The 22788-nt window shown below is 61.9% G+C and carries 18 protein-coding genes and 2 pseudogenes; 16 read left to right on the plus strand and 4 right to left on the minus strand.

The window, feature by feature from the left end:
• Positions 1–270 precede the first annotated feature (270 nt).
• Positions 271–1083 (plus strand): 30S ribosomal protein S2, encoded by an 813-nt coding sequence (gene rpsB, locus ABID19_RS17230; protein WP_354492202.1) that lies wholly within the window; start codon positions 271–273, stop codon positions 1081–1083.
• Between the two features lie 118 nt (positions 1084–1201).
• A complete protein-coding gene (gene tsf, locus ABID19_RS17235; protein WP_354492203.1) occupies positions 1202–2125 on the plus strand; it encodes a translation elongation factor Ts in 924 nt (307 codons plus the stop codon).
• Between the two features lie 7 nt (positions 2126–2132).
• On the opposite strand, the pseudogene ABID19_RS17240 reads toward tsf, so the two are convergent.
• A pseudogene (locus ABID19_RS17240) lies at positions 2133–3070 on the minus strand (LysR family transcriptional regulator).
• 114 nt (positions 3071–3184) lie between these two features.
• On the opposite strand from ABID19_RS17240, the gene ABID19_RS17245 reads away from it, so the two are divergent.
• From ABID19_RS17245 to lpxB, 13 genes and pseudogenes are all read left to right on the plus strand, one after another.
• Complete coding sequence (locus ABID19_RS17245; protein ID WP_354492204.1) at positions 3185–3613, plus strand: nuclear transport factor 2 family protein; 429 nt, start codon at positions 3185–3187, stop codon at positions 3611–3613.
• Positions 3614–3662: 49 nt separating this feature from the next.
• Positions 3663–4769, plus strand: a complete 1107-nt coding sequence (locus ABID19_RS17250; protein ID WP_354492205.1) for an aldo/keto reductase — start codon at positions 3663–3665, stop codon at positions 4767–4769.
• 139 nt (positions 4770–4908) lie between these two features.
• Positions 4909–5631, plus strand: coding sequence for a UMP kinase (gene pyrH / locus ABID19_RS17255; RefSeq protein WP_111546675.1), 723 nt, complete (start codon positions 4909–4911; stop codon positions 5629–5631).
• A 126-nt stretch (positions 5632–5757) separates the two neighbouring features.
• Positions 5758–6312, plus strand: coding sequence for a ribosome recycling factor (frr, locus tag ABID19_RS17260; RefSeq protein ID WP_095485252.1), 555 nt, complete (start codon positions 5758–5760; stop codon positions 6310–6312).
• A gap of 11 nt (positions 6313–6323) precedes the next feature.
• Positions 6324–7067, plus strand: a pseudogene (locus ABID19_RS17265) (isoprenyl transferase); the annotation flags it as partial.
• A complete protein-coding gene (locus ABID19_RS17270) occupies positions 7064–7894 on the plus strand; it encodes a phosphatidate cytidylyltransferase (RefSeq protein WP_354492206.1) in 831 nt (276 codons plus the stop codon). The pseudogene ABID19_RS17265 and the gene ABID19_RS17270, both read left to right, overlap by 4 nt.
• A 118-nt stretch (positions 7895–8012) precedes the next feature.
• Positions 8013–9155: an RIP metalloprotease RseP gene (gene rseP, locus ABID19_RS17275; protein WP_354492207.1), complete on the plus strand. Its 1143-nt coding sequence runs from the start codon at positions 8013–8015 to the stop codon at positions 9153–9155.
• 217 nt (positions 9156–9372) lie between these two features.
• Positions 9373–11778, plus strand: coding sequence for an outer membrane protein assembly factor BamA (gene bamA / locus ABID19_RS17280; RefSeq protein WP_354492208.1), 2406 nt, complete (start codon positions 9373–9375; stop codon positions 11776–11778).
• A gap of 177 nt (positions 11779–11955) precedes the next feature.
• Positions 11956–13014: a UDP-3-O-(3-hydroxymyristoyl)glucosamine N-acyltransferase gene (gene lpxD, locus ABID19_RS17285; RefSeq protein ID WP_354492209.1), complete on the plus strand. Its 1059-nt coding sequence runs from the start codon at positions 11956–11958 to the stop codon at positions 13012–13014.
• Positions 13015–13473 carry a 3-hydroxyacyl-ACP dehydratase FabZ gene (gene fabZ, locus ABID19_RS17290; protein WP_354492210.1) on the plus strand — a complete coding sequence of 153 codons (459 nt, stop codon included), beginning with the start codon at positions 13015–13017 and terminating at the stop codon, positions 13471–13473. It abuts the gene before it with no gap.
• A gap of 13 nt (positions 13474–13486) precedes the next feature.
• The gene (lpxA, locus tag ABID19_RS17295) at positions 13487–14320 is read left to right on the plus strand and encodes an acyl-ACP--UDP-N-acetylglucosamine O-acyltransferase (protein WP_354492211.1); all 834 of its coding nucleotides are present in this window, start codon (positions 13487–13489) and stop codon (positions 14318–14320) included.
• Positions 14307–15206, plus strand: coding sequence for an LpxI family protein (locus ABID19_RS17300; RefSeq protein WP_435528750.1), 900 nt, complete (start codon positions 14307–14309; stop codon positions 15204–15206). The genes lpxA and ABID19_RS17300 overlap by 14 nt, the downstream gene beginning before the upstream one ends.
• Complete coding sequence (gene lpxB / locus ABID19_RS17305) at positions 15196–16362, plus strand: lipid-A-disaccharide synthase (RefSeq protein ID WP_354492213.1); 1167 nt, start codon at positions 15196–15198, stop codon at positions 16360–16362. Before ABID19_RS17300 ends, lpxB begins: the two co-directional genes overlap by 11 nt.
• 94 nt (positions 16363–16456) lie before the next feature.
• Here lpxB and gltA read toward each other — a convergent pair whose 3' ends face one another.
• Complete coding sequence (gene gltA, locus ABID19_RS17310) at positions 16457–17785, minus strand: citrate synthase (RefSeq protein WP_354492214.1); 1329 nt, start codon at positions 17783–17785, stop codon at positions 16457–16459.
• Between the two features lie 181 nt (positions 17786–17966).
• Entirely contained in the window at positions 17967–19391 is a 1425-nt protein-coding gene (gene gltX, locus ABID19_RS17315; RefSeq protein WP_354492215.1) for a glutamate--tRNA ligase, read from the minus strand.
• Positions 19392–19493: 102 nt separating this feature from the next.
• Between gltX and ABID19_RS17320 the strand changes: the two genes are divergently transcribed.
• Entirely contained in the window at positions 19494–21950 is a 2457-nt protein-coding gene (locus ABID19_RS17320; RefSeq protein ID WP_354492216.1) for a ComEC/Rec2 family competence protein, read from the plus strand.
• On the opposite strand, the gene lexA is transcribed toward ABID19_RS17320, so the two are convergent.
• On the minus strand, positions 21944–22696 hold the full coding sequence (gene lexA / locus ABID19_RS17325) for a transcriptional repressor LexA (RefSeq protein ID WP_352929915.1): 753 nt from the start codon (positions 22694–22696) through the stop codon (positions 21944–21946). The two genes, ABID19_RS17320 and lexA, sit on opposite strands and share 7 nt — an antisense overlap.
• Positions 22697–22788 lie beyond the last annotated feature (92 nt).

Below are 22788 nucleotides of genomic sequence, written 5' to 3' on the forward strand. Positions count from 1 at the left end.
CACGCTGCCCGCTTCATCCCCAGCCTCCATTCGCTGGCGATAAAACCGGACAACTCACGTGCTACCTAATCCGGACAACTCATGTGCTTACGACACAAACACACCGCAGCGCTTGCGTTTGTCGCGCATCCCCTCTATATGCCCGCTCATTCCACACACGGACTTTGGTGTCTGCCCGGGAGAAATCCGGCTGAAACCTCCGGTGGCGTTCGAGGACAAAGTCCAGAAATGCCTGTGTCCGTGGAGGCTAACCGGAAAAGGAACTAAAGAATGGCTCTGCCTGATTTCAGCATGCGTCAGCTTTTGGAAGCTGGCATTCACTTCGGCCACCAGACCCACCGCTGGAACCCGAAAATGGCGCCCTATATCTATGGCGCCCGCAACAATATCCACATCATCGACCTCTCGCAGACGGTGCCGCTGCTGCATCAGGCGCTGAAGCAGGTTTCCGACACCGTCGCCAAGGGTGGCCGCGTGCTGTTCGTCGGCACCAAGCGCCAGGCGTCCGACATCGTCGCCGACGCCGCGCAGCGCTCGGCCCAGTATTATGTCAATTCCCGCTGGCTCGGCGGCATGATGACCAACTGGAAGACGATCTCGAATTCCATCCAGCGCCTGCGCAAGCTCGACGAGATGCTGGCCGGCGAGGCCCAGGGGCTCACCAAGAAAGAGCGCCTCAATCTCGATCGCGAGCGCGAGAAGCTTGATAAGGCGTTGGGCGGCATCAAGGACATGGGCTCGACGCCCGATCTGATGTTCGTGATCGACACCAACAAGGAAGCGATCGCGATCCTCGAGGCCAAGCGTCTCGGCATCCCGGTCGTCGCCATCATCGATTCCAACTGCGATCCGGACAAGATCGATTTCCCGATCCCCGGCAATGACGACGCGGCGCGCGCCATCCAGCTCTATTGCGATCTGATCGCCAAGGCTGCAATCGACGGCATCGCTCGCCAGCAGGGTGCGCTCGGCGTCGACGTCGGCGCTTTGGCCGAGGCTCCGATCGAGCCGGCGCTCGAGCCGACCCCGGTGGCCGAGGCATCGGCTGCCCAGACATCGGCCGAACAGACACCGGAAGCGTAACAGCGAAGGCCGGTTTCGGCCTTCATCTTTCTCATATTTTGGCGCGCTGAGCGCTGGCGCCAGGCGCATCATCGAAGACCGGTGGTGCGTCGGTGCATTTTAAAACAAAGAGGCGACAATGAGCATTTCGGCTGCACAGGTCAAAGAACTCCGCGACTTGACCGGCGCGGGCATGATGGACTGCAAGGCGGCGTTGAACGAGACCAACGGCAACATGGAAGAGGCCGTCGACTGGCTGCGCAAGAAGGGCATCTCCAAGGCCGACAAGAAGGCCGGCCGTACCGCGGCCGAGGGTCTGATCGGCGTCGATGCCGGTATCCGCGAGGCGGCGGTCGTCGAGGTCAATTCCGAGACGGACTTCGTTGCCCGCAACGCCGCATTCCAGGAGATCGTCGCCAACATTGCCAAGGTCGCGCTCGCCTATGGCGGCAAGACCGAGGCCGTTGCAGCTGCACCCTATCCGGGGTCGGACAAGTCGGTCACTGAGACCATCAAGGACGCTGTCGGCACGATCGGCGAGAACCTTGGCTTCCGCCGTTCGGCCAAGCTCACCGTCGAGCATGGCGCTGTTGCGACCTACGTCCACAATGCGGTCGCCGACGGCCTTGGCAAGCTCGGCGTGCTGGTCGCCATCGAGACGTCGGGCAACGCCCAGGCAGCGAACGCCTTTGCCCGCCAGGTCGCCATGCATGTCGCCGCCACCAATCCGATGGCGCTGACGACGGAACAACTCGATCCGGCCGCGGTCGAGCGTGAGAAGGCGATCTTCGCCGACCAGGCGCGCCAGTCCGGCAAACCGGAAGCGATCATCGAGAAGATGGTCGAGGGCCGTCTGCGCAAATTCTACGAAGAGGTCGTGCTGCTCAAGCAAGCTTTCGTGCTCAATCCTGACATCACCGTCGAGAAGGCGCTGACGGATGCCGAGAAGGAAATCGGCGCACCGGCCAAGATCACTGCCTATCTGCGCTTCGCCCTCGGCGAGGGCATCGAGAAGGAAGAGACCGATTTCGCGGCGGAAGTCGCTGCGGCGGTCAAGAAGTAATCGGCCTTCAGACAGCCTTTGATTGCTGGAAGATTTTACGGCCGGGTGTCCGCGAGGATGCCCGGCCGATTTCTTGTGCGGTGTCGATGAAGGCCCTGAGCTTCGGCGCCATCGCCGCCCGGCGTGGAAAATAGAGGAACAGCCCCGGTTCATCGATCGAGGTGTCGCGCAGGACTTCGACCAGCCGACCGGCCTCTACGTCAGCCCGGACAAGCGGCTCGAACAGATAGGCGAGGCCGATGCCGGCCAGCGCCATGTCGCGCGCCGAAAGCGGATCGGTGACGACGACGCTGCCGCGCGTCTCGACGCTGATATCCTTGCCCCGGTCGTTCAGGTCCCAGCGGTAGAGGGCGCGCGATCGCAGCAGCCGATAGCCAATGCAGTTGTGGTTGGAGAGGTCAGCCAGCGTTCGCGGCTTTCCGTGGCGGCCGACGTATGCTGGGGAGGCGACGATGACTGTCCGGAACGGCTGAGTAAGCCGTACCGTTACCATATCCTCGGCGATCATCTCGCCAAGCCTGATGCCAGCGTCGAAGCCTTCGCCGACGATGTCGCTCAAGCGCTCGTCGGCCGCGATCTCGACCGTCACGTCGGGATAACGCTCCGCCATTGCCGACAGGATGGGCATCAGGGCCAGAGGCAGCGCGATACGCGGCGCGTTGATCCTGAGCAGCCCGCTCGCTCTGCCTTTGACCGAGCGGATACGCTCCATCCGGTCCGCGATGTCTTCCAGCGCAGGCTCCGCTGCCGCGACAAGCGCCTCGCCGGCCTCGGTAAGCGCGACGCTGCGCGTGGTGCGGGCAAAAAGCGGCTGGCCGATCCGCTCTTCCACAAGGCGCACCGCGCCGAAGGGCTCATGCCGAGTTCCGCCGCGGCTGCTGCAAAGCCGCCGCGCCGCGCTACAGCGACGATAACAGGAAGATGGCTAAGCAGATCGCGATCCATTCATGCATAATATCGCATAGTCCATACGGATAATGCAATCTTATCGGCAGGGAATGGGCGGCGTATCTATGGCTGCATCAAACGGCAATCGCCAAAGCAGCAATGGAGAGACCAATGACCAACCTCAACGCCGAACAGACCCGCAACCTCGAGACGGTACGCAACTTCTTCGATCTAATGCACCGCAAGGATATCGAAACATGGGGCGATCTCTGGGCTGAAGACGGCCGGATTCTTGTCTTCTATCCGCCGGCAGGATTTGGAAGCAGCATCGATGGCAAGGCCGCCATCCTGGCGGCCTTCAAAGGGCTCTTCGGCAATTTCGAATCCTTCGATTCTCAACTGACTGGCATCTATCCGGCGGCGGATTCGGGCGCCATCGTCGTGGAATACAAGAACCGTGCCGTGCTCGTGGGTGGCACCGAATACACCAACAGGAACATTGCTGTCTTTCGTTTCGAAAACGGCTTGATCAGCGCCTACCACGATTATTTCGACCCACGCCGGTTCCAGGTGGTGGTCGACGCGCTGCCCAAGGCCTGACCGCCTTCCCAGACAAAACTTCCTATCCTCACACTTCAGGAGACGACGAATGACCATGTCCTATTACACGCTCGGCAATAGCGGACTGCGTGTCACCCGCCTAGCGTTCGGCACGATGACCTTCGGCACGGAATGGGGCTGGGGCACCGAAAAGGAAACGGCCCGCGCGATGGTCGATGCCTATGTCGAGGCAGGCGGCAATTTCTTCGATACGGCCGACGCCTATACCGGCGGCACATCCGAGACCTGGCTCGGTGAATTTATCGCCGAGCGTGGGCTGCGCGACAAGGCCGTGATCAGCACCAAATTCAGCATGAACCTTGAACAAGGCAATCCGAATGCCGGAGGCAACGGCCGCAAGAACATCATCCGCGCCGTCGAAGGCTCGTTGAAACGCCTCGGCACCGATTATATCGACCTCTACATCCTGCATGCCTGGGACAGGCTGACACCTCCGGAGGAGGTGATGAGGACGCTGGACGATCTGGTCCGCGCCGGAAAGATCCGCCATGTCGGCCTGTCGGACGTGCCCGCGTGGTACGCAAGCCGAGCCCAGTCGGTTGCCGAGCATCGCGGCTATGAACCGGTTTCGGCGCTTCAGCTCGAATATTCGCTTGCGGAGCGCAACATCGAACATGAGTTCGTGCCATTCGGCACGCGCTACGGTGCGGGTATAATGGTCTGGAGCCCGTTGGCCAGCGGTCTGCTCAGCGGAAAATATCGTTCCGATACGATGAATGAGGCAGGCGGCAGGCTGGAGACGATGCGCGGCTCGACCAATCCTGGGTTTCAGAAATTCAACGATCGCAACTGGGAGATCGTCGCTGAGCTGGAAAAGGTCGCAAGTCAGCTCGGCCGCAGCATGGCTCAGGTCGCCTTGAACTGGGCCGCGACCCAGCCCGGCATTGCGTCGGTGATCATCGGGGCGACGAAGTTGGACCAACTCAAGGACAATCTCGGCGCGCTCGATTTCGACATTCCGCAGGAGCTTCGGGCACGGCTCGATGCGGTGAGCCGACCAATCACACCCTTTCCGTATTCGTTCTTCGGCTCGGAAATACAGGGCGGCCTTACGGGAGGCCAGGCGGTCGGCGATAAGCCGGCTGGTTATCTGCCGGATCTGCTCATGCAAGGTGCATTTGCAGGCGTAAGCTAAAGAGGGGAAGAGAGTTTTCCGGCTCGGGCGCCGCGTGACATCGCGGCGCCCTTCGTGTATCGGAACGCCAATGTTTCGGGGCAGCGCCTGCGCGGGGGAGCCGCTCCAGGCGCGTCACACGCACAACGATGAGGACCAGATGACGGTGAAGCCCCTCTACCGACGTGTCTTGCTGAAAGCGTCAGGCGAAGCGTTGATGGGCGAGCAGCATTTCGGCATCGACGTTTCGGTCGTCGATCGTATCGCCGCAGACATCGCCGAGGCCCGCGCCCTGGGCATCGAGGTCGGGGTCGTCATCGGCGGCGGCAACATCTTTCGCGGCGTGGCGGTTGCGTCCAAGGGCGGCGATCGCGTCACTGGCGACCACATGGGCATGCTCGCCACCGTCATCAACTCGCTGGCGCTGCGCACCTCGTTGAACAAGATCGGCGTCGACGCGGTGGTGCTGTCGGCAATCGCCATGCCTGAGCTTTGCGAGAGCTTTTCGCAGCGCCAGGCGACCGCCTACATGAACCAGGGCAAGGTCGTCATTTTCGCCGGCGGCACCGGCAATCCGTTCTTCACCACCGATTCGGCCGCGGCACTTCGCGCGGCGGAAATCGGCGCCGACGCGCTGTTCAAGGGCACCCAGGTCGACGGCGTCTATTCGGCCGATCCGAAGAAGGACCCGAATGCGACTCGCTTCGAGCGCATCAGTCATGGCGAAGTCATAAAACGCGGTCTTTCGATCATGGATACGGCCGCGATTGCACTTGCGCGCGAAAACAACATTCCGATAATCGTCTATTCGATCCACGAGAAGGGTGGTTTCGGTGATATTCTGAGGGGCGGCGGCCGTTGCACTGTCGTCGCGGACGACTGATCGGGAGCCCGATGCCGAACCGAGGGTCCGCCTAAGCGAAAAGCGGGAACCGGTTTTCGGATTGAGGCTCGAATACGGGGTTACCCCTGAACAGTGAACCCGGGCTAACGGGTCGAGGAGATGATGATGAGTGGCGAATACGATGATCTCAAACGGCGCATGGACGGGGCGATCGCTGCGTTCAAGCACGATCTGGCTTCGCTGCGGACCGGCCGCGCATCGAGCAACCTGCTCGACGCGATCCAGGTGCAGGCCTACGGCACCACCATGCCGATCAACCAGGTGGCGAACGTGTCGGTGCCGGAGCCGCGCATGATTTCGGTTTCGGTCTGGGATAAGTCGATGGTCGGCGCGGTCGATCGCGCCATCCGTGAATCCAATCTTGGCTTCAATCCGATCGTCGACGGCACCAATCTCAGAATTCCGCTGCCCGAGCTCAACGAACAGCGCCGCAAGGAGCTGGTCAAGATCTCGCATGGTTATGCCGAGAATGCCCGCATCGCCGTGCGCCACGTGCGCCGGGATGGCATGGAGTTTCTCAAAAAGGCGGAAAAGGACGGCGACATCAGCGAGGATGATCAGCGCAAGCGGTCCGACCAGGTCCAGAAGCTCACCGATGAGATGATCGGCACCATCGACCATCTGCTTTCCGATAAGGAAGCTGAAATCATGCAGGTTTAAGGGTCCGACCCGAAAGCGAAACTATGGCAAGCCCCGCGCATGTCGCGATCATCATGGACGGAAACGGACGCTGGGCCAAGGCGCGCGGCATGCCACGGCTTGCCGGTCACCGCGCCGGCGTCGAGGCCCTGCGCAACACGGTCCGCGCTGCTCCTGGCCTCGGCATCTCCTTCCTGACCGTTTACGCTTTTTCGTCGGAAAACTGGTCGCGGCCGAAATCCGAGGTCAGCGACCTGATGGGCCTCCTGAAAATCTTCATCCGCCGCGATCTCGCCGAACTGCACCAGAGCGGCGTGCGGGTCAGGATAATCGGCGACAGGGCAGGGTTGCAGCCTGATATCAGGAGCCTGCTGGAAGAGGCCGAAACGCTGACTATGCGCAACGATGCGCTGACCCTGGTCATCGCCTTCAATTATGGCGGGCGCGACGAGATCGTGCGCACGGCGCGCAAGCTTGCCTCGGCTGTGGCGCGCGGCGAGCTCGACAGCGAGGCGATCACGGCCGAATCCTTTGCCGGCTCCCTCGATACCCAGGGTATTCCGGACCCTGAGTTGGTCATCCGCACCAGCGGCGAACTCAGGCTGTCGAATTTCCTTCTGTGGCAGGCGGCCTATAGCGAGCTCGTCTTCCTGCCTTGCTACTGGCCCGATTTCAGCCGCGAGCATTTGGCCGACGCATTACGCGATTTCGCTGGCCGCGAGCGCCGTTTCGGCGGGCTTGGCGCTCAAGACGTCGCCGTGACTGCCAAGGGATGAGCAACCTCCAGCTTCGCGTGATTTCTGCCGTCGTGCTTGCCGTCATCACGCTTGGCCTGACCTGGCTCGGCGGACTACCCTTCCGGCTGCTTTGCGCCGCCATGACGATCCTGATCTTCTATGAATGGACGCGGATGTGCCGCCCGGTTGCAGCCACGGGCCTTGGTTTGCTGCCTGAAGCGCTGCTCCTGGTCTTCGTCGTCGCCTTGGTCGCCGGCCTGCCGGCGTCCTGGCTGCTGCTTCTTGTGGCCGCGATGGTCGTTGTCACCGTCATCGTGGCTTCGATGCACCAGACTTCGACGCCCCAGACAGGACGGTGGGACGCGTCCGGCCTTGCCTATGCCGCCATTTCCGGCCTGTCGCTTGCTCTTTTGCGCGACGGCGACCGATCCGGCCTAGTCGCCATTCTCTTCCTGTTCGCGGTGGTTTGGGCGACCGACATATCGGCCTATTTTGTCGGTCGCGCTGTTGGCGGTCCGAAGCTGGCGCCGTCGATCTCGCCCGGCAAGACGCAGAGCGGGGCGCTCGGTGGGGCCGTTGGCGGGGTTGTTGCCGGGCTGCTTTTGGCCGCCTCGGCCGGTGCCGGCAATCTCGCAATCCTCGGTGTCGTTGCGCTCGTGCTGTCGGTCGTTGCCCAGGCCGGCGACCTTTTCGAATCATGGGTGAAGCGCCGTCACGACCGCAAGGATTCGGGCACGCTGATACCGGGCCATGGCGGTGTGATGGACCGGGTCGACGGGCTTGTCGCGGCGGCCTTCGCCCTATACGTCATCGGGTGGATTTCGGCGACCGCCGACCATCCGGCGCAGGGGCTGTTTCCAGCTTGATCGGCATTGTTCCTTTGGCCCCGGTTTCTTGACCTGCGCAGGATGCGCCATGGATTCGCCTGGATTGATGTCACAGTCGCGGTACGCCAGTGCTGCGGACGAATTTTGAGGACATGAGTTGAACGAGATTCTTCACGCGGTTTTCAGCACGGAGGGCTTTTTCCTCGGCACGCTGGTGCCCTTCCTGTTCGTGCTGACGGTGGTCGTGTTCGTGCACGAGATGGGCCATTATCTCGTCGGCCGCTGGTGCGGCATCGGCGTAAAAGCCTTTTCGATCGGCTTCGGCCCGGAGCTCTTCGGCTTCAATGACAGCCATGGCACGCGTTGGAAGCTCTGCGCCATTCCGCTTGGCGGCTATGTCAAATTTGTCGGCGACATGAATGCCACGTCGAGCCAGCCCAGCTCGGAGGAGCTCGAATCGCTGACCAATGCCGAACGCAAGATTGCTTTCCATACGCAGCCGGTCTGGAAGCGCGCGGCGACTGTGGTTGCCGGACCGTTGTTCAACTTCCTGCTGACGATCGCCGTCTTTGCGGTGCTGTTTTCCGTCTATGGCCGCCCTGTGATGGAGCCGACGGTGGCTGAAGTCACCGCCGGCAGTCCTGCGGCCAGGGCCGGCATCCTGCCGGGCGACCGATTCGTCAGCGTCAACGGCAGCAAGGTCCAGACCTTCTCCGACGTCCAGCGCCTGGTTTCGGGCCGCGGCGGCGATGCCATCACCTTCGTCATGCTGCGGGAAGGCAAGGAGATCACCGCCACTGCGACGCCGGAGCTGATGGAGCAGCAAGACGGGCTGGGCAACAAGGTCAAAGTGGCCGTGATCGGCGTCGTCAACAATCAGGAATTCGGCCAACCCCGGCTAGTCAGTTACAACCCGATCGAAGCGGTAGGGGCGGCGGTCGAGGAGACGGGATACATCATTCAGCGCACCGGCCAGTTCCTGCAGCGTTTCGTCGTCGGCCGTGAAGACAAATGCCAGCTGGGCGGACCGATCAAGATCGCAAAGATGTCGGGGCAGGCGGCAAAACTGGGCTTCGACTGGCTTGTGCAACTTGTTGCTTTGCTGTCGGTCGGGATCGGTATCCTCAACCTTTTGCCGATTCCCCCCCTCGACGGCGGCCATCTGTTGTTCTACGGCGTGGAGGCTGTCATTCGGCGGCCGGTGTCGGAACGGATGATGGAGATGGGTTACAGGGCTGGCTTCATGCTCGTGTTGGGCTTCATGGGGTTCGTTTTCTGGAACGATCTGTTTGGATGCTGAAATCATGAAGAAATTTGGCTTCGACATAGCCAATGTTGAGACGCCGTTTACCATGCGTGGGGATATGCGTGACGCGAAAGCCACGCAACAGGGTTAAGTAAATACAAATTAACCAGGAGCCTTGCGTGTAGGGAAAATCCGGTTAATACGGTAGGGGAAATTACCGCACGTCCGGTTTTCTCGCCGTGGGGACTTCGAGAAAAGGTACAAAAGCCCGATGAAGGCAGCATCCAAGTTTCTGAGCGCCGCGTCCGCGGCGGCCATGTCCGCCGCTCTGGTCGTGCCAGGTGCGCTCGCAGTGCAATTCGTTGCCACATCGGCGGTCGAGGCCGCTGTTGTCTCAAGAGTCGAAGTCAGCGGCAATCAGCGTGTCGACGCCGACACGATCCGCAACTACGTCACGATCAAGCCCGGCAAGGCCTTCTCCAGCTCCGATATCGACGATGCGGTCAAGGCGCTGTTCGGCACCGGGCTGTTCTCGGACGTCCAGATCAATCAGGTCGGTTCGTCGCTGGTCATCAAGGTTTCCGAATATCAGGTCGTGAACCAGGTGCTGTTCCAGGGCAACAAGAAGCTCAAGGACAATGCCCTTGCGGCCGCGATCCAGTTGAAGCCGCGCGGAACGTTCTCGCAGCAGGCGCTCGATGCCGACGTCGAGGCGGTCAAAGCCGCCTACAGGCGTATCGGTCGCGACGACGCCGCCGTGACCACCCAGATCATGGATCTCGGCGACAACCGCGTGAACGTGGTCTTCAACGTCAATGAAGGCGGCCGCACGCAGATCGCCGCGGTCAATTTCGTCGGCAACAGCGCCTATTCGAGCCGTCGTCTGTCCGACATCATCTCCACCAAGCGCTCGTCCTTCCTTTCGTTCGTGCTGCGCGACGACGTCTATGACGAAGACAAGCTGCGCGCCGACCAGGAGCTGCTGCGTCGTTTCTATTACAATCACGGCTATGCCGATTTCCAGGTCGTTTCCGCGGTCGGCGAACTCGACGAGACCACCAACAAATACACGGTGACCATCACCGTGCAGGAGGGCGATCGCTACACATTTGGCGACGTCAGCGTCGAGAGCACGATTCCCGAGGTCGACGGCGCATCGCTGCAGTCGGTGGTCGAGACCCATAAGGGCGAAGTCTACAACGCCAAGAACGTCGAAGACACCATCATCGCGCTGACCGAGACGGTCGCCGGTTCCGGCTATGCCTTCGCCCAGGTGACGCCGCGCGGCGACCGCAATTTCGAGAACCACACGATTTCGGTGGTCTATACGATCGACCAGGGCACCAAAGCCTATGTCGAACGCATCGAGATTCGCGGCAACGACCGCACACGCGACTATGTCATCCGCCGCGAATTCGACGTGAGTGAGGGCGACGCCTTCAACCAGGTTCTCATCCAGCGCGCGAAGAAGCGTCTGGAAGCGCTCGATTATTTTGAGAAAGTCGAAGTTTCCACCGTGCCCGGCTCTGAGGCGGACCAGGTGGTGCTGGTGGTCGACGTGGTCGAGAAGTCGACCGGCGAGTTCTCGGTTGGCGCCGGCTATTCGACTGGCGGCGACACGTCAGGCCCATCCGTCGAAGGATCGATCACGGAGCGCAACTTCCTCGGACGCGGCCAGTTCATCAGGATATCGGCGGGCGGCGGCAGAAATTCGCGCGACTACAACTTCTCCTTCACCGAGCCCTATTTCCTCGGGCGGCGCATTGCCGCCGGCTTCGATGTCTTCCACCGGACCAGGCAATACGACGAATACGAGAGCGAGACGACAGGTGCGACAGTGCGCTTCGGCCTGCCGATCACCGACAACATCTCGACGCAGCTTGCGTATAATATCGCGCAGGAGAAGTATAAGCTCGACGATGGTTGCGACGATGACGACGATGGCATCGACGAGCCCACGGACAATGATGGCCTCCCCGCCCCCGACTGCGCCGACGACGTATCTCGGGCAATCCTTCAGGGTATCGACGAGAGCCCGTGGCTCAAGTCGTCGGTCAGTCTCGGCCTAGTCTACAACACCATCGACGACATGAAAAACCCGCATGAAGGTATCTATGCAAACGTCAGCACCGAATTTGCGGGTCTGGGCGGCGACGCCAAATTCATCAAGGTGACAGCGCGCGGCAGCGTCTACCAGACCCTGTCGGAGCAGCTTGATCTGGTTGGTCTGATTTCGGGCGGCGCCGGCCACGTCCAAGGCTACGGGTCTGGCGACCTGCGCATCTTCGATCATTTCCAGAGCAGCGATCGCATGATCCGCGGCTTTGCCTATGGCGGCATCGGTCCCGTCGACAGCGACGACGCGGGCGACCATCTCGGCGGCACCACCTATTTCCATGCCTCGGCGGAGGCCCAGTTCCCAATGCCGGTCATTCCGGAGAGCTTCGGTCTGCGTGGCGCAGTCTTCGCCGATGCGGCAACGCTCTACGGCAGCAAGGTTCAGAGAGAGTTTGTCGACCAATCGACAACCGACATGCAGTGGCGCGCCTCTGTCGGCGTCGGTCTAATGTGGGCATCACCGTTCGGCCCGATCCGCATCGACTATGCGGTCCCGGTCCTCAAGGAAGAAACCGACGACGTGCAGGAATTTAACTTCGGCATATCGACCCGCTTCTGATCGGCGGGCAACGATGCTTCCGGGCCGTTGGGGTCCGGAAGAGAGTGAACCGATACTACAGCGCCGTGCGTCCTCCGGAGGCGCAAGCACATTGTGGCACTTTGATTTGCACATGATCCTTTCCGAAAATCGATTCCGATTTTCGGGCTCATGCGCTAGCTGGATATAGCTTCTGGAATGACCGATCCGGTGTTCTTCGCGCCCTCACGCCGGTACACGGCTGGCGAAGTCGCGAATCTGACTGGCTCGGTGCTTGTCGATTCGAGTCTCTCCGATATATTGATCGAAGCCTTGGCGCCGGCAAGCGAAGGCGGCGAACACGCCCTTGTTTTCGTCGATGGCAGGCGCAACTTCGCGCTGATGCAATCGCTGCGGGCAGCGGCAGTTCTCTGTCCCGCCGAATTTGCCAGCAAAGCGCCGGCGGGCATCGCGGTTCTGGTCCATCCGCGCCCGCAACAGGCTTTCGCGATGGTCGGACGCCTACTCTTCCCAGCGGCTGCGACACCGGCGCCGATGACCGGCGAAACCGGCATCTCGCCGCATGCCCATATCGACCCATCGGCGCATATTGAGGCCGGCGCGATCATCGAGGCCGGCGCGATCATCGGCCCCCGCGCTTCTATCGGCAGCGGGACCGTCATCGCCCCTCATGCCGTTATCGGCCCCTCTTGCCAGTTCGGCCGCGACGGCTATGTCGGTCCAGGCGCCAGCATCCAGTACGCGCTGATCGGCAACCGCGTCATCATCCACGGCGGTGCCCGCATCGGTCAGGACGGCTTTGGCTTCGTGGCCGGCGCGAAAGGTCCGGAGCGCGTCCCGCAGATCGGCCGGGTCGTTATCCAGGACGATGTCGAGATCGGCTCGAACACCACGGTCGATCGTGGCGCCATGTCCGACACGATCATCGGTCAGGGGACCAAGATCGATAATCTGGTGCAGATCGCTCATAACGTCCGCATCGGCCGCAATTGCATAATCGCTGGCCTTTCAGGTATTTCCGGTTCCGTGACGGTGGGCGACAACGTCACCATGGGTGGCGGTGTTGGCCTTGCCGATCACCTGACCATAGGGACGGGGGCCAAACTTGCTGCAAGAAGCGGGTTTATGAGCAACGTTCCTGCGGGCGAGATTTGGGGAGGATATCCGGCACAGCCGATGGCGGAAGCCATGCGGGAGATCGCAGCTTTGCGAAGACTGGCCAGGGCGCGCAAATCCGGCGAGGGGGGGAATAGCTAGATGATGGCGGCGACGACGCTCGAAGCGGTCGACATATTGGGGTTGATGAAGCTCCTGCCGCATCGCTATCCGTTCCTGATGATCGACCGCATCATCGATATCGATGGCGACGAGTCCGCTATCGGCATCAAGAACGTGACCATAAACGAGCCGCATTTTCAGGGTCATTTCCCGGATCAGCCGGTCATGCCCGGCGTGCTGATCGTCGAGGCGATGGCGCAGACGGCCGGCGCCATCTGCATCCGCAGCCTTGGCACCGAAAAACCATCGCTGGTCTATTTCCTGACCATCGATAACGCCAAATTCCGCAAGCCGGTCGTTCCCGGCGACCAGTTGAAGATTCATGTGAAGAAAATTAAGAAACGCGGCAACCTTCTCAAATTCGCCTGCGAGGCTCTGGTCGACGGCATCAAGGCCGCGGAAGCCGAGATCTCAGCGATGATGGTTACGAGCGACTGACGATCGAATGCTTATGAAAATCCAGACAGTTATCCATCCATCTTCGGTCATCGAGGCAGGCGCTAAAATCGGCGAAGGCGTCCGCATCGGGCCGTTCTGTCACATCAGCGCCGACGCCGTGATCGGCGACCGCGTCGAACTGGTCAGCCATGTCTCGGTGATTGGCGCGACCACGATCGGCGCCTCGACCAAGGTCTATCCGATGGCGACATTGGGCGCGCCGCCACAAAACACCAAGCACAAGGGCGGCCGTACCACGCTCGTCATCGGTGAGAACTGCACGATCCGCGAAGGCGTGACCATGCACCTCGGCACCGATTCCAGCCGCGGCGAGACTGTTATCGGCGACAACGGCAACTTCCTCGCCTATGCCCACATCGCGCATGATTGCGTCGTCGGCAAGAACGCCACCTTCGCCAATCAGGCGACGTTGGGCGGCCATTGTGAGATCGGCGACAACGTCTATATCGGGGGCCTTACCGCTGTTCATCAGTTTGTCCGCGTCGGCGACAATGCCTTTCTCGGCGGTTGCTCGGCAATTGTCGGCGATGTCATTCCCTACGCCATCGCCGTCGGCAACCGCGCCAGCCTTCGCGGCCTCAACATCATCGGCCTGAAGCGCGCCGGCCTGCCGCGCGCCGAGATCCTTACGTTGCGCAAGGCCTACAGGACGATTTTCGATCGCTCCCGAACCGTCGGCGAGAATATCGAGTTCGCCAAGGCGGAATTCGCTTCATCGCCGACGGCCATGAAGATCATCGATTTCATCGCCAGTCGCGGCAAGCGGCACTACGCCGTCCCGTCGCTCAAGGGCGGCGATGGTGACGATGGCGATGACGAAGGCTGAGATCGCCGGGACGAAGCTTCAACTCCCGCCGGGCTCCAGGATCGGTATCGTTGCCGGTAGCGGCAGCTTGCCCGTGGAAGTCGCCGAAGGCCTGGTCGCGCATGATCATCCGCCTTTCATTCTGTTGATGGAAGGCGAGGCCGACCGGCAGGAGCTCCGCCGGTACGAGCACGACAGCCTGGCACTTGAGCAGATCGGCTCATTGGTGGCGACGCTGAAGCGTCACGGCGTCACTCATCTGGTTCTTGCCGGCGAGATCAAGCGCAGGCCGCGGCTGATCGACATGCGCCCGAGTCTCGGATTGCTGGCGATCGTGCCTTCGGTGGTCCTGGCGCTGGCGCGCGGCGATGATGGGCTTCTGAAAGTCCTGACACGAGGCCTGGAAAAGCGGGGCATCAAAGTGGTCGGCGCGCATGAGGTGGTTCCCGAACTGGCGGCGAGCCAGGGAACACTGACCGCGGCAGGACCAAATCGATCCGACTGGCGCGACATCGAGGCAGGGCGCACCGCCGCCAAGGCCATTGGTGCGCTTGATATCGGCCAGGCGGCAATAGCGGTCGGTGGGCGGGTGATCGCGCTGGAAGGCATCGAGGGCACTGCCGGGCTGATTGAGCGGGCAAGAGAGTTGCGCGGTCATGGCAGGCTGGCCGGCGGCACGCGTGGTGTCCTGGTCAAATGCGCCAAGCCCGGCCAGGAGTTGCGCGCCGACCTGCCGTCGATCGGCCCGCAGACGGTCGATGCGGCGCATGCAGCCGGCCTTGCCGGCATTGCCATCGAAGCTGGTCGTTCGCTCATTCTGGAGGCCCCCGTCACCATCGCGCGCGCCAATGCGCTCGGCCTCTTCATCGTCGGCCTGCCCGTTGAGGAGCCGGCCAATGGCCAGTGACAAGCCGCTGAAGATCGCCATCGTCGCCGGCGAGGAATCCGGCGACCTGCTTGGCGCCGACCTCATCCAGGCGCTCAAGCGCACGACCGGCCGCGAGGTCAGGCTCGTCGGCATTGGCGGACGCCATCTGCAGGCGCTTGGCCTCATCCCCCTGTTCGAGGGCAGCGAGATCGCGCTGACAGGGCTGAGCGCGGTCCTGCGCGACCTGCCGCGCCTGATGCGGCGGATCAGCCAAACGGCCGGCGCGGTCGCCGGTGAAAAGCCCGACTGCCTCATCACCATCGACAGTCCGGATTTTTCACTCCGCGTAGCCAAGAAGGTGCGTGCCGCCGATCCGGCAATCCCCATCGTCCACTATGTCTGCCCGAGCGTCTGGGCATGGCGGCCGGGCAGGGCGGTGGCGATGAGACCGTATGTCGACCATATCCTTTGCATCCTGCCTTTCGAGGTGAAGGAACTCGCCCGCCTCGGAGGCCCGCCCGGCACCTATGTCGGCCATCGCCTCACGCATGATCCGGGCGTGCTCGGTGCTGCCAAGGCGCAAAGCCTGCCGCGCGACCTGTCCGAGGATCGCGTGAAGACATTGCTGGTGCTGCCCGGCTCGCGTCGCGGCGAGGTGCGAAGGCTGGTCGGCCCGTTCGGCAAGACGGTCTCGATCCTGCGCGCGCGCGGGCATCGCCTGCGCCTGCTGTTGCCGACGGTTCCGCATGTCGCCGACCTGGTCAGGACTTCGGTGGCAAGTTGGGACGAGAAGCCGGAGATCATCCTTGATCCCGAACGCAAATGGCAGGCTTTCGGTAAGGCCGATGCGGCGCTGATCGCATCGGGAACGGTGTCGCTGGAACTGGCGCTGTCGGGTGTGCCGATGATCTCCTGCTACCGGCTCGATCCGGTCATGCGGATAGCCCAACGCTTGATCACCGTATGGAGCGCCGCCTTGCCCAATCTCATCGCCGACCGTCCGGTGGTGACCGAGCACTACAATGAATATGTGCGGCCGCACTATCTGGCGCGGCAGTTGGAAGCGCTGTTTTCCGACACCGCCTACCGCACTTGGCAGAAGGACGGTTTTGCCGAAGTGGGCAGACGCATGGCCACCGGCAGGCCGTCCGGCGATATCGCGGCGGGGGTGGTGATGGGGTACATAAAAGGGTGAATAGTGAATAGTGAATAGTGAATAGTGAATAGAAGCTAGCTATAGCCGCCAAACGGCGCTTGCTTACTTCCATTCACCATTCACCATTCACCATTCACCTCTTCGCAATCGGCACGTAATCCCGTTCCGACGCACCTGTATAGAGCTGGCGCGGGCGGCCGATCTTCTGGTGCGGATCCTCGATCATCTCCTTCCACTGCGCGATCCAGCCGACTGTGCGGGCAACCGCGAACAGCACGGTGAACATGGTGGTGGGGAAGCCCAGCGCCTTCAGCGTGATGCCGGAATAGAAATCGACGTTCGGATAAAGCTTCTTCTCGATGAAATAGGCATCGGTCAGCGCGATCTTTTCCAGCTCCATGGCGATGTCGAGCAGCGGATCGTCCTTGATGCCGAGTTCGCCCAGCACCTCATGTGCGGTCTTCTGCATGATCTTGGCGCGCGGATCGTAGTTCTTGTAGACGCGATGGCCAAAGCCCATCAATCGGAACGGGTCGTTCTTATCCTTGGCGCGCGCGATGAATTCCGGGATGTGGTCGACATGACCGATTTCGCCCAGCATGTTCAGAGCGGCCTCATTGGCGCCGCCATGCGCCGGTCCCCACAGGCAGGCGATGCCGGCAGCGATGCAGGCAAACGGATTGGCGCCCGACGAGCCGGCGAGGCGGACGGTCGAGGTGGAGGCGTTCTGCTCGTGATCGGCGTGCAGGATGAAGATGCGCTCCATCGCACGCGCCAGCACCGGGTTGATCTTGTATTCCTCACACGGCACGGCGAAGCACATATGCAGGAAATTGGCCGCGAAATTCAGCTCGTTCTTCGGGTAAATGAAGGGCTGGCCGATGTGATATTTGTAGGCCATCGCCGCGATCGTCGGCATTTTCGCGATCAGCCGCATCGATGCGACCATGCGCTGATACGGGTCCGAGATGTCGGTGGAATCGTGATAGAAGGCCGACAGCGCGCCGACCACGCCGCACATCACCGCCATCGGATGCGCGTCGCGGCGAAAGCCGGTGAAAAAGCGTGACATCTGCTCGTGCACCATGGTGTGGCGCGTCACCCGGTAGTCGAAATCGTCCTTCTGCGCCTTGGTCGGCAATTCGCCGTAGAGCAGGAGGTAGCAGACTTCGAGGAAGTCGCCATGCTCGGCCAGCTGGTCGATGGGGTAACCGCGGTGCAAAAGAATGCCGGCATCGCCATCGATGAAGGTGATTTCCGACTCGCAGCTTGCCGTCGACGTGAAACCGGGATCGTAGGTGAAGGCCCCGGTGGTGCTGTAAAGCGAGCCGATGTCGATGACATCAGGTCCGACCGAACCGCTTCGCACCTTGAGCTCGTGAGTTTTGCCGCCGAATTCAAGTTTTGCAGTCGATGCTTGGGTTTTGCCGCCAAATTCCATCTTTGTCGCAGCTTCGGACATTGCAAACTCCTTTTGGTTTTCTCACTGCCGGCAAGGCAATATATCTGCAACGCAACACGTCGAAAGGATCGGAGTTCGCGCGTTTGCGCCCGCTATTGGATTTGCGTGCCAAATTGGGCCAAGACCTAATGTTGCACTGCGAAACCCGCCTTTCAATGCCAATCTTCTTGGGCCAGTTTTGCTAATCGATTTGATCGGATATGCGCGCCAGGCTTTCCTCGCGGCCAAGCACGGCAAGCACATCGAACACGCCGGGCGAGGTGCTTTTGCCGGTCAGCGCGGCACGCAAAGGTTGGGCCACGGCGCCGAGCTTACGACCGCCTGCCAGAGCATATTCGCGGATCGCAGCCTCCGCCGCGGCGGCCGTCCAATCGCCTGAAACTGCCTTCAGGGTCGCGTGGGCACCCCGCAGGATCTCGCGCGCCTCACCGCCGAGCAATGCAGCCGCCTTCTCATCGATAGGCAGCGGCCGCTCGGCGAACAGGAAGCCGGCGCCGTCGACAAGCTCGACCAGCGTCTTGGCGCGCTCCTTCAAGCCTGGCAGGGCGGCAAGCAATTGCGCCTTGCGCGTGTCGTCGAGGCGCGCTGCGATCGCCGGGCCGCCTTCGAGATAGGGCAAGGTGGCGATGAAGATATCGAGCAATTCGGCGTCGCTCATGCGGCGCATATGCACGCCGTTCAGGGCCTCCAGCTTGGCGAAGTCGAAACGGGCGGCGCCCTTGTTGACGTCGCCGATATCGAACCAGGCAATCATGTCCTTGATCGACATCACCTCGTCGTCGCCATGGCTCCAGCCGAGCCGCGCCAGGTAGTTGAGCAGCGCTTCAGGCAGATAGCCCATGGCGCGATAGGCCTCGACACCGAGCGCACCATGTCGCTTCGACAGTTTGGCGCCGTCGGCGCCGTGGATCAGCGGGATATGCGACATCGACGGCACGCCCCAGCCCATGGCTCGATAGATCACCATCTGGCGGGCGGCGTTGGTCAGATGATCGTCGCCGCGTATGATGTGGGTGATGCCCATGTCATGGTCGTCGACGACGACGGCATGCATATAGGTCGGATTGCCGTCCGAGCGCAGGATGATGAAATCGTCGAGATCCTTGTTGGGGAAGCGGACTGCGCCCTGCACGAGATCATCCACCACCGTCTCGCCCTCGGTCGGCGCCTTGATGCGAATGGCGCCCTTGACGCCCACAGGCGCCTCCGACGGGTCGCGATCGCGCCAGCGGCCGTCATAGCGGGGAGGGAGCCCCTTGGCCCGGGCCGCCTCGCGCATTGCCTCCAACTCGGCTGGCGTCGCATAGCAATAGTAGGCCTTGCCCATGCGTACCAGCTCCTCGGCCACCTCGCGGTGGCGCGGCGCGCGCTCGAACTGCGATACCGGCTCGCCGTCCCAGGTGAGGCCGAGCCACGAGAGCCCGTCGAGGATGGCAGCGGTTGCCGCAGCCGTCGAACGCTCACGATCGGTGTCCTCGATGCGCAGCAGCATGGTGCCGCCGGTGTGTTTCGAATACAGCCAGTTGAACAGCGCCGTGCGCGCCCCGCCAATATGCAGGAAGCCGGTGGGCGAGGGGGCAAAACGGGTTACGACCTTGTCGGACATGGAACTCTCAGGCAGGCGCAGGAAACGGATGTGGTTGCGCGGACTTTCGCGCGTCGCGCGTTCATGTAGCATAGGAGGTCAAGGGCGCAAGGGGCAGACCCGATGGCTGGACCAGGCCGCGGCGTGAACGAGAGCGAGGGCGTGGTCGCAAGCGTCAGCGAACGATCGCTGTTTGCCGACGTTCCTCACGCCGAGCCGCTACCCGTTTCGTTGCCTGGGTCGCACTCGGGCATCCAGCTTCTTTCGCCAGGCCGCTCCGCGCCAATACCCGGTCCAACACCCAGGCCTGTCGTTGGTTTCCGCCGACAGTTCCGTCGCCTCGCACCATCCGCTGTCCGCAACAGCGTTGTTTCGGCGGCCGGCATGGAACTCGACCGCGGCGTCGCCTTCCTGCTGGTGCCGGTTTTCCTGGCATCCGGCGTGATCGTCTATTTTTCGCTTGCCGTGGAACCGGGCTTTCCCCAACCCATCGCCGTCGTGGTCCTCACGGCATTGTGTGCAGCGGTCACGCGGTCATGGCGCAAAACGCATTTGTGTTTCATGGCAGCGTTGCTGTGCGCACTCGGTGTGCTCGCCGCCAAGGTTGAAACCTGGCGCGCGGGAACGCAGATGCTCGGTTCGGTAATCCAGACCCAGCTCACCGGCCGCGTCGTCAGGCTCGACCAGATGGCGAACGGCCGGATCAGGCTGACCATCGACGTGATATCGACCGCCCGGCCGACCCTGCGTTATGCACCGGAACGTGTCAGGGTTTCGGCACGCAAAACTCCCGCCGAGATGACCGCAGGCTCGGTGGTGGCCGGCTATGTGAGGCTTCTGCCTCCGACTGGCCCGGTTAGGCCGGACAGCTATGACTTCTCCTTTGACAGCTATTTCGCCGGCATTGGCGCCAGCGGCTTTTTCCTCGGCAATCCGAAGATCGTCGCTTCCGAGGATGCACCGTTAGCCGCGCGCCTTTCCGCCTCGATCGAAAAGGCGCGCGAAACCATCGCCGACCACATCAGGGACAGCATCGGTGGGGCCGAGGGGGAGATTGCCGCTGCGCTGATCGTCGGCGTGCGTGCCGGCATCCCCGAAGAAATCAACGAATCGATGCGGCGCACCGGCATCTACCACATCATCTCCATTTCCGGCCTGCACATGGCGCTTGTTGCCGGCACCATCATGGGATTGCTGCGCGGCGCCTTTGCGCTGTTTCCCGATTTTTCGTCGCGTAGGCCGGTCAAAAAATATGCGGCCGGCGCCGCACTCGTTTCCATAGCTGCCTATCTGATATTTTCCGGTGTCGTGGTCGCGGCCGAGCGCAGCTTCATCATGTTGGCGGTGATGCTTGTCGCCGTGTTGTTCGATCGGGCCGCACTCACCATGCGCAATCTGACGATTTCAGCGATCGCCGTCATCGTCGTGTCGCCGCACGAGGTGGTCGGCCCCAGCTTCCAGATGTCCTTCGCCGCGACCGCGGCTCTCGTAGGCGCCTATGCCGGCTGGTCGGACTATCGTGCCGACAAGGCCAAGGCGCCGCCGCAGCGACGGTCACCGGTCGCTTTCGTCACGCGCAAACTCCTCGCTGGGACAGGTACCATCGCAATGACTTCCATCATTGCCGGCAGCGCCACCGCGCTTTTCGCCATCTGGCACTTCCAGCGCGTCTCGCCGCTCAGCCTGTTCGCCAATCTGGCCGTCATGCCGATCGTTACGGTCGTCATGTTCCTGGCCGTCGTCAGCGCCTTGGCAATGCCTTTCGGCCTCGACGGGCCTTTCCTCTACATGATGGGCAAGGGGCTGACGGCCATGATCGCAATATCGGGATGGATCTCCGAGCGTTCGCCGGTCGATGCAGTCGGGCTGATTTCGTTGCAGTCGGTTCTGCTGGTGACGGTCGCCCTGGTCATTGCCACAATGGCGACGACATGGTTGCGGCTTGCGGCACTTCCCTTTGCGCTCGCCGGCCTGCTGACGATTTCCGAGACACGCACCCCCGACGTGCTGATCTCGGAGGACGCGCATCTGGTGGCGCTGCCGATCGGCGGGGGAGAACTTGCCGTCAACCGAGTGCGCTCGAACGAATTCACCACCGACAATTGGAAACATGCGCTGATTTCAGCGACTATTGTCGAGCCGGAGACATTCGAAAAAGGAGACGTGCGGTTCGACATCGCCGACCCGGCCGACCTGCCGCCGGGAGCGCCTTTTTACTGCACTGACGGCCTTTGCATCGCCCGGCATCCGTCCGGCGCGATCATCGCGCTCGCCGACGACCGCAAAACCGCGCGGCCGGCCTGTGGCTTTGCGGATTTGCTCGTTATTGACGACGCCACAGCCTATTATAATCCCTGCCGCAACCCGCTGGTTCTCGTCGTCACCAAACGCCAGCTCGCTCGCATGGGCAGTGCTGCCGTCTTCTTCGATCCGCAATCTGCGACGACGCGCGCAGAAATCCGTTTTGCCGTCGAACAGCCATACAGGCCCTGGCATGAGCAGCGGAGATTTTCGCGCGAGGCGAGGGGTCTGCCGCCTTACCGCAAGCCTGAGAAAGCCAAGAAAGCTGCCGTTCAGTAACGCCGGATCAATCCAACCAGCTTGCCTTGCACCTTGACCCGGTCCGGCCCGAATATGCGCGTCTCATAGGCCGGATTGGCGGCTTCCAGGGCGATCGAGGCGCCTTTACGGCGGAACCGCTTCAGCGTCGCTTCCTCCTCGTCGACCAGGGCGACAATGATCTCGCCAGGCTGGGCGGTGTCGGCGTTGCGGATGATGACCGTATCGCCGTCGAAAATGCCGGCCTCAATCATCGAATCACCTTTGACTTCCAGCGCGTAGTGCGCGCCGCCGGTGATCATGTCCGGTGGCACCGAGATCGAATGCGTCTGGTGCTGGATGGCATCGATCGGCACACCGGCAGCGATCCGGCCCATCACCGGGATGGAGACGGTGGCGACAACGTCGTCGTCGTTGCCGGCTGCGGGCATGCGTGAAGGCGCCGGCTTGATCTGCCGCCCGAGGCTGCCCTGTCCATGGCTGCTCTGCCCAAGGCTGCCCTGAATGACGCTCGGCGAGAATTTGCGCGCCGCATTGAGGCCGGGCGCGATCGAATCGGGCAGGCGCAGCACCTCCAGCGCGCGAGCGCGGTTGGGCAGCCGACGAATGAAGCCGCGCTCCTCCAGTGCCGTGATCAGCCGATGGATTCCCGACTTGGAGGCCAGGTCGAGCGCTTCCTTCATCTCGTCGAACGATGGCGGAATACCGCTTTCCTTCAGCCGCTCGTGGATGAACATCAACAGCTCATGTTGTTTGCGTGTCAGCATCGCGACCCCCAACAGAATCAGAAAAACAAACCCAGAACAAACACTATCTGTTCCAGTTGTGTTCCGCAACTGTTTAAAGTTTAATGAATGCG

It is taken from the genome of Mesorhizobium robiniae (assembly GCF_040545535.1).
Taxonomy (GTDB): Bacteria; Pseudomonadota; Alphaproteobacteria; order Rhizobiales; family Rhizobiaceae; genus Mesorhizobium; species Mesorhizobium robiniae.